The organism is Proteus sp. G2609, from assembly GCF_963896135.1.
Taxonomy (GTDB): domain Bacteria; phylum Pseudomonadota; class Gammaproteobacteria; order Enterobacterales; family Enterobacteriaceae; genus Proteus; species Proteus mirabilis.
Genome location: NZ_CAWQNB010000034.1, coordinates 1 through 10,749 on the forward strand (window position 1 = coordinate 1; position 10,749 = coordinate 10,749).

Sequence of the window (10,749 nt, forward strand, 5' to 3'; positions counted from 1 at the left end):
GCTTCAAGTTGCGCTTGACGTTGAGCTTCTTCTTCGGCTAAACGTGCCTGCTGTGCACGTTCAGCAGCTAATTTTTCAGCTTCTGCTCTTTGCGCTTCTTGGCGTGCTTGTTCAGCTTCAAGTTGCGCTTGACGTTGAGCTTCTTCTTCGGCTAAACGTGCCTGCTCTGCACGTTCGGCCTCTAAACGTTGTTGTTCTTTCTCTTGTGCAGTATTTTCTTCTTTATTACGGCCAAATCCGAGCCACGAGAAAAAACCTTTTTTTTCTTTTGCCATTAGCTACTAAACTCCTCGCACTAAATCATGGCGCGATAACATTGACGATATTAAAAATAATAATGAAGTCTATCATTTGATCGAGGATAAACGCATCTTTTATACGAATTTTATGGTAAATTATTCGCGCTTAAATCAAGGTAAGTTATCAAGTTATCAACAAACTTGTTCCTTGAAACATTAAAACACGCCAAAATTCACGCTTAAACGATATATATCAGAAAAATATGGCTAAGAAACCACAAAAAACGCCGATGGGACAAATCAGAATAATCGGAGGTAAATGGCGTGGTCGGAAACTTCCTGTGCTTGATAGCCAAGGATTACGTCCCACCACCGATAGAGTCAAAGAAACACTGTTTAATTGGCTTATGCCCGTTATTCAGGACGCTCGTTGCTTAGATTGCTTTGCCGGCAGTGGTGGGCTAGGTATTGAAGCACTCTCTCGCTATGCAAAAGAAACGACATTCATTGAGTTCGACCGTAAAGTCGCGCAACAAATTACTGCTAATTTAGCGCTGCTTGGCGCTGATAATGGGCATGTTATTCAAGATAGTGCGTTAAATTATTTAGCTAAACAAGGTACTGCATATGATGTGGTGTTTTTAGATCCTCCTTTTCATCAAGGTATGTTGGCAAACACCCTGCAATTATTAGAAAATAACCAATGGTTAGCCGAAGGTTGTTATATTTATATTGAAGAAGAAGTAAACGCACAGGTTTATTCTTTACCAGAAAATTGGCGATTACATAGAGAAAAAATCGCAGGCCAAGTCGCCTATCGTCTTTATATTCGCAATTTATCTGCTTAATTTGTTATGGAGCTGCTATGTTAATCTTTTTAGGTCGATTTTTAATGATCGGTGTGTGGGGATTTCTTTGTTTAAATCTTATTTCCCCATTCCCTAAACCTTTAAAGTACTTTATGGATATCGCATTAATCTTTATGGTGATTATGCACGGCTTACAAATTGCCATGTATAAAGCAGGCCAACCCGAAGATAAAAAACCTTCTGGCTTACTCCAATTTAAGATCTTCTTTTTTGGTATTTTTGAGCTATTGAGAATACAAAAAGAGTTGCGCAAAGAGTATCTAGAAAAACAAAAAAATAAAAACCAATAATCATCGTCTATTCAAGTCACTGGGGATAACACGCTAACTCCCCAGTTTCTTATGCTCTGATGCTTATTTAGTTGATGTTTTACCACTCTCATTATCTGGTGCATCGGTTTCAAACTGCACGAAACGACTACCTTGCATAAATAATCGCCCTTTCATCTCCAGCGCTACATTTGAGAAAGTGGTTTTATCCACACGTAAGATAATATCTTGCTGAGAGTCCGTTGTTAAACGAAAAGTCACTTGATAGTAATAGGTTGTTTCTGGCCCATTAACATCATTTTCTCTTGAACGTCGATCGTTTTTCGGTATTTGTTGCTTATCAACAACTTCTACCATATATAATTTAACGGGTGAATTATCATCACTGATACGCTGTTTTCTTTGCTCAAAAAAACGATATGTTGCGCTAGCGATAATGATAATCAGCACCGCGATACCTAACATTCCCGCTTTATTCATTACACTCATTCCTATTATCGTTATAAATTCACATTGTGCTTATCTGTAGTTAATTTTAATTAATACGCCAGTTTCTTCATTAATCGCTATTCTTAAATTATGCTTTCTGTTATGAATAATAAAAGAGTTCTCTATATAAGAATAAGGAAGATATTATGAGTTGGCCTTTTCTCGCTGTCTTATTTTCTGGGTGGCTTTATATCGATGCCGCGTATCGTGGCCCTAATTGGCAACGATGGCTATTCCGTCCTATTACACTACTACTATTACTCCTTTGGGCATGGCAAGTCCCTGAGCATAGCATTAATAGTTATCTTATTGTCGGCGCTTTATTAGCAACATTACTTTCTGATGTATTAAAAATGTTTGAAGGTAAGTATTTACTACCTTCTTTAGCCTTGTTATTCCTAAGTTATATTCTCTACCTAATTAGTTTTGCCTTACCATTACAAATCTCTTTTTATCTTCCTTTGCTTGGTTTTGTTATCGTTGCCGCAATTATCGTGTTAGCCATCATCTGGACTAAACTGGATAAATTTGCCATTCCTGTATTACTGACTTTATTAGCGGCTTTTGCGATGTTTTGGGTTGCAGGAGAGAAATTCTTCTACCTGAGCAACGACTACAACTTTTCTATCATGATAGGCTCACTCTTGTTAGTAATTGCTTACTCTATTTGGCTTATCAACCGTTTCCGCTTCTCTTTTTCAGCCTCTAAAGGACTGGTAAGTGCCTGTTACTTTATTGGTCACTTCTTTATTGTTAGAGCCCTTTTTCTCTAAAACCTTGATCCCTTGTTTCTTTATCAATAGAAACAAGGGATTAATTGATTTAACAAATCCGCACTTTTTGACAATCAATACGCTCTGTTTATCTTGACTCTGGACTCTACTCCAAGCTGTAAAGTATCGGTAATTGATAAAACTGTACTTTGTTGAACGAGGAGAGGCGTATGTCTAAACACGCTCATCAACACGATAACCATAAACATACCGATGCTTGCTGTTCAAGCTCTCAATGTTGCTCTAATCAGGCAGATAATAGTAGTATGCACTCACATACTGAAAGTGGACACACTCATAGCAAAATCGATAAGAGTGATCCCGAATGTGAAGAAGAACATCATCATGGCCATCAACATGAGCATAATCATCACGCTCATGATGGTCATGATCATGCCCATGGCTGTTGTGACAGCAACGCCCCTGTCTCTAATGTAGAGCCTGAAAAAATTGCACAGCAACGTTTTAGTTGGAAAGTGCAAGGAATGGATTGCCCAAGCTGCGCGCAAAAGATAGAGACAGCAGTACTGAAAGTGGTCGGCGTTAAACAAGCGAAGATCTTGTTTGCCACTGAAAAACTGGTTGTCGATGCCGATACCGATTTACGTACTGATGTGATTAGTGCCGTTAAAAGTGCCGGTTTTGAACTATTTGATATCTCATCAGCGGGATCTCAGCCTCCTGCAAAACAAAGCCTCTTAAAAGAGAGCTCATTCGTCATTATCTTAGCGATTTTAATGGCGATAAGTTGGGGTGCCGAGTTTATTGATCCACAAGCAGGTCGCGCTGCCTTTATTGCAACGACATTAATCGGGCTATTCCCTATTGTAAAAAAATCGCTACGACTCATTCGTAGTGGTACCCCATTCGCGATTGAAACCTTGATGAGTGTTGCGGCTATTGGGGCACTGTTTATTAATGCCACCGAAGAAGCGGCAATGGTAATTTTGCTGTTTATGATTGGCGAAATGCTTGAGTCTTACGCTGCGGGTCGTGCACGCCGCGGAGTCAGCGCATTAATGGCTCTTGTACCAGAAGAAGCGGTGGTAATCAAAGAGGGTAAAAAACAGACAGTCCCTGTCGCTCAATTGCGCCCCGGCGATATTATTGAAATTGCACCAGGTGCGCGCTTACCCACAGATGCCGAATTAATTACTGCTTTTGCAAGTTTTGATGAAAGCGCATTAACGGGTGAATCTGTGCCGGTCGAACGTTTACAGGGTGAAAAAGTTGCTGCTGGCTGTTTATCTGTTGATCGCTCGGTGCAAATGAAAGTGGTCTCTGAACAGGGACAAAATGCCATCGACCGTATTTTACAACTGATCGAAGAAGCGGAAGAGCGTAAAGCGCCCATTGAACGTTTTGTTGACCGTTTCAGTCGCTATTACACACCACTGATTATGCTGTTTTCCGCATTAGTGATCATTATTCCACCTTTGTTATTCGCTCAACCTTGGGAAACCTGGTTCTACCGCGGTTTAACACTGTTATTAATTGGTTGTCCTTGTGCTCTGGTTATTTCAACACCAGCCGCCATTACATCAGCACTGGCAGCAGCAACAAAACGAGGTGCCTTAATTAAAGGTGGTGCAGCACTTGAACAACTGGGCACAGTTAATACCGTTGCTCTAGATAAAACAGGCACATTAACAGAGGGTAAACCTCAAGTCACTGATGTCATAGCTAATGTAGGCTTTAATGAGAAAGAGCTACTGATGTTGGCTTCTTCTGTAGAAGTTGGCTCTCATCACCCTCTTGCAAAAGCCATTATTAATAAAGCACAAGAGCAACAAATTGATGTTGTGGAAGCCGATAATCGCAAGGCTTTAGCGGGTAAAGGGATTGAAGGTTATTTAAATAATCAGCATATTCTGGTCAGTGCCCCAACACAATTATCAGAAACCACACCATTATCTGCACAATGGCAACAACAAGTCGCTCGTCTTGAAGATGAAGGCAAAACCGTTGTGGTGGTATTAAAAGAAGATCAGTTCATTGGTGTGATTGCGATGCAAGATACATTGCGCAACGATGCTATCGAATCAATGAAAGTGTTGAAATCGATGAATATCAATGCCGTGATGTTAACCGGTGATAACCCAAGAGCAGCGGCTGCGATTGCACAAAAACTGGGTATGGATTTCCGTGCAGGATTGCTCCCTGAAGATAAAGTCACCTCAGTGATGGAAATCAGTCAAACACATAACACAATGATGGTGGGTGATGGTATTAATGATGCACCCGCAATGAAAGCGGCTACCATTGGTGTTGCGATGGGAAGTGGTACAGATGTCGCTTTAGAAACTGCCGACGCAGCATTAACCCATAACCGTTTAACTGGCTTACCCGAAATTATTCAGCTATCTCGTGCAACACGTAAAATTATCCGTGAAAACATTACCATAGCATTGGGTTTAAAAGCGATATTCTTAGTTACCAGTTTATTCGGTATTACTGGACTTTGGGTTGCCGTATTGGCTGACTCAGGAGCAACAGCTTTAGTGACCGCCAATGCCGTAAGACTATTAAAAGTTAAACTAAAATCTCCTCACCAAGATTAAACTAACCTAAAAATAAAACCCAAACCACAGTCATTGCTATGGTTTGGGTTATTTTAACGCTTAAATCTCACTGCGAGATAATTCTATTACTTATCTATTTCCTCAATACTCACATGTGCTTTTTTTCGTGAAAATAGTTTAACCACAAAGACATAGAACAGTGGTACAAAGAAAATAGCCAAGAAAGTGGATGCGAGCATACCGCCAATTACCCCAGTTGCAACAGAGTGCTGACTACCTTGCCCTGCGCCTGCAGCAAGTGCCATAGGTAATACCCCAAAAGTAAAGGCGAGTGAGGTCATAATGATAGGGCGTAGTCTCATTCTTGCCGCTTCTGCTGCCGCATCGATTAATGGTTTACCATCCTTCTCATAAAGATGTTTAGCAAACTCAACAATTAAGATGGCATTTTTCGCTGATAGGCCAATGGTGGTCATCAAACCTATTTGGAAATAGACATCTGAGGATAAACCTCGTAACAGTGTCGCGATAACAGCCCCTAAAATACCAAATGGCACCACTAAAGCGACAGAGAAAGGTACTGACCAACTTTCATAAAGTGCCGCTAAGCTTAAGAAAACAAACAGAATTGTCATCACATATAATGCAGGTGCTTGGTCTTGTGTTTGAATTTCTTCATAAGACAGACCGCTGTAGCTTAGGCTGATTTCAGATGGCAATTGTTTCATAATATCTGCAATTGCCAGCATCGCGTCACCCGTACTGTAACCTGGCGCTGGTTCACCTAAGATCTCAATCGCTGATAGCCCATTAAAACGCTCTAATTTCGGTGGCCCCATATACCATTGTGTTGTTGCAAAGGCATTGAATGGGATCATTTCACCGCGCTGATTACGAACATGCCATTTATCCAGATCGGTTGGCAACATACGCGCTGAGGCTTCCCCTTGTAGATAAACACGTTTAACACGACCTTCATCAATAAAATCATTTACATACATCGAGCCCCATGCGGCAGATAATGTATCGTTAATATCAGATAAACGCAGTTGTAATGCTCTTGCACGCTCTTTATCAATCACAACACGTAATTGAGGTTCATCGTTTTTACCGTTCGGGCGAACATTAGTTAATACTGGACTTTGTGCTGCTAATTCGAGGAATTTATCACGAGCTTTAACCAATTCAGTATGGCCTAAACCCGCATTATCTTGTAAGTAGAAATCAAATCCCATCGCATTCCCCATCTCCATAATAGCAGGTGGTGGGAACGCAATAACCATACCATCACGGATAGAGTTAAAGTGTTGCTGTGCTCGTGCCACTAATGAGAAAACATCTTCTCCTTTTCCTTTACGCTCTGACCAATCAGCCAAGTTAACAAATGCCATACCCGCATTTTGACCACGACCTGCAAAGTTAAAGCCATTAACAGTAAATACTGTTTTAACCAGATGTTTTTCTTCGGTCAGTAAATAATCCCTAAATTCTGCCATGGTTTGTTCCATACGCTCAGCGGTACTATTTGCTGGCATACGGACTTCAATCATCACAACCCCTTGGTCTTCATTTGGTAAGAAAGCTTTAGGTAATTGCGTAAATAACCACCCTGTTCCAACGGTAATAATGAGGAAAATAAACATATAACGGCCTCGACGGTACAAGATATTGCGTACCCCCTTCTCGTAATAGTTAGTTCCTCTATCAAAGAAACGGTTGAACAGCCAGAAGAATCCACGACGTTTCTTCTCCTTGTGTTGTGGTTTTTTCAATATTGACGCACATAATGCGGGTGTAAATGTTAATGCGATAAGCACTGATAATGCCATCGCGACAACAATAGTCGCTGCAAACTGGCGATAAATAATCCCAGCCGATCCACCAAAAAATGCCATTGGCACAAAGACCGCTGATAAAACAAGACCAATCCCCACTAACGCCCCTTGAATTTGTGTCATCGAGAGAATGGTCGCTTCTTTTACCGAAATCGCCTGTTCATGCATGATCCGTTCAACGTTTTCAACCACAACGATGGCATCATCCACCAGCAAGCCGATTGCGAGCACCATGGCATACATCGTTAATACGTTGATAGTTAAACCTAATGCGGCTAATACACCAAAAGTTCCTAATAAAACAACCGGTATAGCCAATGTTGGTACCAAGGTTGCCCGAATATTTTGTAGGAACAGGAACATAACCAAGAACACTAAGATGGAAGCTTCGACAATCGTTCTTACCACAGAGCTAATGGACGATTTTACAGAAGGCGTTGTGTCATAAGGGAAAAGGGCTTTTACACCTTGAGGGAAAAACTGCGACTGAGCTTCCACAACCTCTTTTACTTTTTTAGATACATCAAGTAGGTTAGCTCCGGGCGCTAAGCGCATAGCCATACCCGCAGACGGTTTACCATTGTATAAGCTTGAAATAGAGAAATTATCTGCCCCTACTTCGACTTTCGCTACATCTTGTAACAGAACTTGTGAGCCATCAAGATTCACTTTTAATAGAATATGGTTGAATTCATCTACTGATACCATACGTGATGCGCTGGTAATGGTTGCGTTTAACTCAACACCTTTTAATGCCGGTAAGCCCGCTAACTGCCCGGCAGACACCTGTACATTCTCATCTTGGATAGCCGCGGCAATATCTTGCGGCATCAGGTGATAATTGGTCAGTTTATCCGGATCAAGCCAAATACGCATAGCGCGTGGTGATCCCAATAACAGAATATCCCCCATACCATCAATACGAGAAATAGGATCTTTCATATGTGAGGCAAGGTAATTACCTAAATCAAAGGCATCTAATTTTCCAGATTCATCTACAAGGGCAACCACTTGCATAAAGTTAATCTGGAATTTCACTACCCTCATCCCTTGTCGTTGTACTTCAAGGGGTAACTTAGGTGTTGCTAATTGCAGTTTATTTTGTACCTGCATCAACGCAATATCACTATCCGTACCTTGTTCAAAAGTGGCGATAACTTCAAAGCTACCATCCGTATTACTATTTGAACTTAAATAACGGAAGCCATCTAATCCGCTAAGCTCTTGCTCAATAACTTGAACAACCGTGTCTTGCACTGTTTCAGCCGATGCACCGGGATAAACTGCGGTGATCATTATCGCTGGAGCTGCAATTTCAGGATATTGACTCACAGGAAGTTTTATTAACGACAATCCTCCTGCAATCATAATAACAATAGCCATCACCCACGAAAGTATTGGCCGATTAATAAAAAATCGAGACATAATAATGTATTACCTAAATGAAGACTTACTCTAAGGTGGTCTTTAATGAAATGTTGTTAGCAGGAACCGCATTGACTTTTACGCCCGGTTTTGCACGATGATGACCTTCTGTCATGATCCTATCGCCAGCTTGTAATCCCTGTTTTATGATCCATCCATTACCTTGTGGTTTTAATATTTCAACATCTCTTGCTTGTAATACTTGTTGTTGATCAACGATATATGTGATGGATTTACCACGGGCATCAAAGGTAATCGCTTGTTGTGGCACAACAATCGCTTTCTCTTGAGTTCCTTGCATAATGCGAGCTTTGGTATACATTCCTGGTAATAATTGGTGCTGTGGATTAGGGAATTTGGCGCGTAATGTCACTGAGCCTGTACTTGGCTCAACTTGAACTTCGGAAAAGCTTAATGTGCCGGTATAAGGGTACTGAGAGCCATCTTCTAAAAACAGCGTCACATCCATTTTATCTTCACTATCAGTGACGACACCTTGTTGGATCAGTGACTTTAATTTCAGTTGGTTAGTAATAGGTTGGGTAATATCCACATAGATAGGATCAAGCTGTGTGATGGTCGCTAATGGCTGACTTTGTCCACTACTCACTAATGCCCCTTCACTAACAAAAGAGCGACTGATTTTGCCACTAATAGGTGATAAAACTTGGGTATAGCCAAGGTTAATCTTTGCTTGATTTAAATCGGCTTTAGCTTGATCAAGGCGTGATACTACATCGTCATATTCTTGCTGACTAATGGCATTAGTGGCACGTAAAGATTTATAACGGGCAGCTAATTTTTTCACATTATCGTAAGCCGCTTGCGCTTTAGCTACCTGAGTTTCGTAAGGTTTTTTATCTATTTGATACAGTGGTTGATCTTTTTTAACATCACTACCTTCAGTAAATAGACGTTTTTCTAAAATACCATCGACTTGTGGACGCACCTGTGAGACACGATAAGATGCCGTTCTTGCTGGCAAATCGACCGTTAATGGAAGAATTTCCTCTTTGACAGTATAGACTCCCACTTCTGGGATAGCAGGCTTGGTTGGCTGAGTCGATTGATCGTTACAGCCCATTAAGACAAAACTTACCATCATCACAGAAGTAAAAGGAATATTACAACCCTTTGTTTTAAATAAATGTTTTGTTTTTTTCATAGTTAGTGGAATTGTGCTGATAAAAAAAATACCGTACTCCCTATGCGAATGGTTTCCGGTACAACGAATTAATTAAGAACGTCATCTATTTATGGCTATTAAAATAAATAGTCTAAATATTAAATTAATAACACATACAGTTGAGATCCTTATTTATTAGAGGTTTTTGTATTTATTAATACGCTGTGAATAATGAACTTTTCAAGATATTTTAACAAGATTATAATTTATCAATATGTGGCATTTTAAATAAATGAAAATATATCTTATTGAAAATAAACAAATTAAATAAAATAAACTCTATTATAAAAAACACTAAAATAGCATTTTTAGGAAAAACAAAAAGAGCAAAAAATTAACTAATAATTATCCCTTCATCATTAAAACGATGAATAAACAAACATTTTTAAATACTATTTTCACAATAATACAAAAGAGATAAATAAAATTATTTTAATTGTTTCTTATACGAAACTAATACAATAAATCTATTAATTCACACAAACCTATAAATATAGAAAAATAATCTCTTAGAAAAAACATGACTAATTCATCATAAAACCATTGCATTTATTCATGAGGTAAATAGATTTTATATGAGGTATAAAAAGGGAAGGAGAGCTACTTTTGCCTTGAAAGAAAGAGCCACAAGCGAGACAAGCCATGCTTTATCTCGCTTGATAAGCGTGTTTTTTACCAGTTGACATCCTCCACGCCCTAAAGGACGTGGATCCCTACTGCGTTCAGACTGATGTCTGAATCACCTCGGCGGGTTCCTGCTTCGACGGGCGGTCTGACTGCACCCACCCTCCACTGGCAAGCACGGCATGTCCTGCCGCTAAAATGTTACGTGCCCCGTTGATATCAGCATTCGCTGTATATCCACATTCAAGGCACTCGAATTGACTTTGTGACTGGCGGTTTTCCTTTGCTGTATGACCACAGCAAGCGCACTTCTGACTGGTGTAGGCCGGTGGTATTGCCAGTACCTGACCTCCTCGCCAGAGCTGCTTGTACTCAAGCTGACGGCGCATTTCATACCAGCCCTGCTCCAGTATTGAGCGGTTTAAACCAGATTTAGCTTTTACGTTCCGTCCATACCGTTCTGTCGTACCTTTTGCCGATTTAGACATGTTACTGACCTTTAAGTCCTCAATGACAAT

The 10,749-nt window shown here is 40.3% G+C and carries 8 protein-coding genes and 1 pseudogene; 4 read left to right on the forward strand and 5 right to left on the reverse strand.

What is annotated here, in order from left to right; translation table 11 throughout:
- Nucleotides 1-275: pseudogene (locus AACV01_RS10505) on the reverse strand (signal recognition particle-docking protein FtsY); the annotation flags it as partial.
- A 227-nt stretch (nt 276-502) separates the two neighbouring features.
- Here AACV01_RS10505 and rsmD point away from each other — a divergent pair.
- The gene (gene rsmD, locus AACV01_RS10510) at nt 503-1,087 is read left to right on the forward strand and encodes a 16S rRNA (guanine(966)-N(2))-methyltransferase (RefSeq protein WP_004252744.1); all 585 of its coding nucleotides are present in this window, start codon (nt 503-505) and stop codon (nt 1,085-1,087) included.
- Between the two features lie 17 nt (nt 1,088-1,104).
- The gene (locus tag AACV01_RS10515; protein WP_004248877.1) at nt 1,105-1,398 is read left to right on the forward strand and encodes a DUF1145 family protein; all 294 of its coding nucleotides are present in this window, start codon (nt 1,105-1,107) and stop codon (nt 1,396-1,398) included.
- Nucleotides 1,399-1,461: 63 nt separating this feature from the next.
- Here the strand turns inward: AACV01_RS10515 and AACV01_RS10520 are convergent, their stop codons facing one another.
- Nucleotides 1,462-1,866 carry a DUF2500 family protein gene (locus AACV01_RS10520; RefSeq protein ID WP_017827656.1) on the reverse strand — a complete coding sequence of 135 codons (405 nt, stop codon included), beginning with the start codon at nt 1,864-1,866 and terminating at the stop codon, nt 1,462-1,464.
- A gap of 146 nt (nt 1,867-2,012) precedes the next feature.
- Between AACV01_RS10520 and AACV01_RS10525 the strand changes: the two genes are divergently transcribed.
- Both AACV01_RS10525 and AACV01_RS10530 read left to right on the forward strand, forming a co-directional pair.
- Nucleotides 2,013-2,639, forward strand: a complete 627-nt coding sequence (locus tag AACV01_RS10525; RefSeq protein WP_004248875.1) for a lysoplasmalogenase — start codon at nt 2,013-2,015, stop codon at nt 2,637-2,639.
- Between the two features lie 170 nt (nt 2,640-2,809).
- Nucleotides 2,810-5,200 (forward strand): zinc/cadmium/mercury/lead-transporting ATPase, encoded by a 2,391-nt coding sequence (locus AACV01_RS10530; RefSeq protein ID WP_004248874.1) that lies wholly within the window; start codon nt 2,810-2,812, stop codon nt 5,198-5,200.
- A gap of 86 nt (nt 5,201-5,286) precedes the next feature.
- Here the strand turns inward: AACV01_RS10530 and AACV01_RS10535 are convergent, their stop codons facing one another.
- The 3 genes from AACV01_RS10535 to AACV01_RS10545 all read right to left on the reverse strand — a co-directional run.
- Nucleotides 5,287-8,421: an efflux RND transporter permease subunit gene (locus AACV01_RS10535; protein ID WP_161682167.1), complete on the reverse strand. Its 3,135-nt coding sequence runs from the start codon at nt 8,419-8,421 to the stop codon at nt 5,287-5,289.
- A gap of 25 nt (nt 8,422-8,446) precedes the next feature.
- Nucleotides 8,447-9,586: an efflux RND transporter periplasmic adaptor subunit gene (locus tag AACV01_RS10540; RefSeq protein ID WP_004245395.1), complete on the reverse strand. Its 1,140-nt coding sequence runs from the start codon at nt 9,584-9,586 to the stop codon at nt 8,447-8,449.
- 743 nt (nt 9,587-10,329) lie between these two features.
- The coding region (locus AACV01_RS10545) for an RNA-guided endonuclease InsQ/TnpB family protein (protein WP_161682169.1) at nt 10,330-10,749 on the reverse strand (420 nt) is incomplete at its 5' end.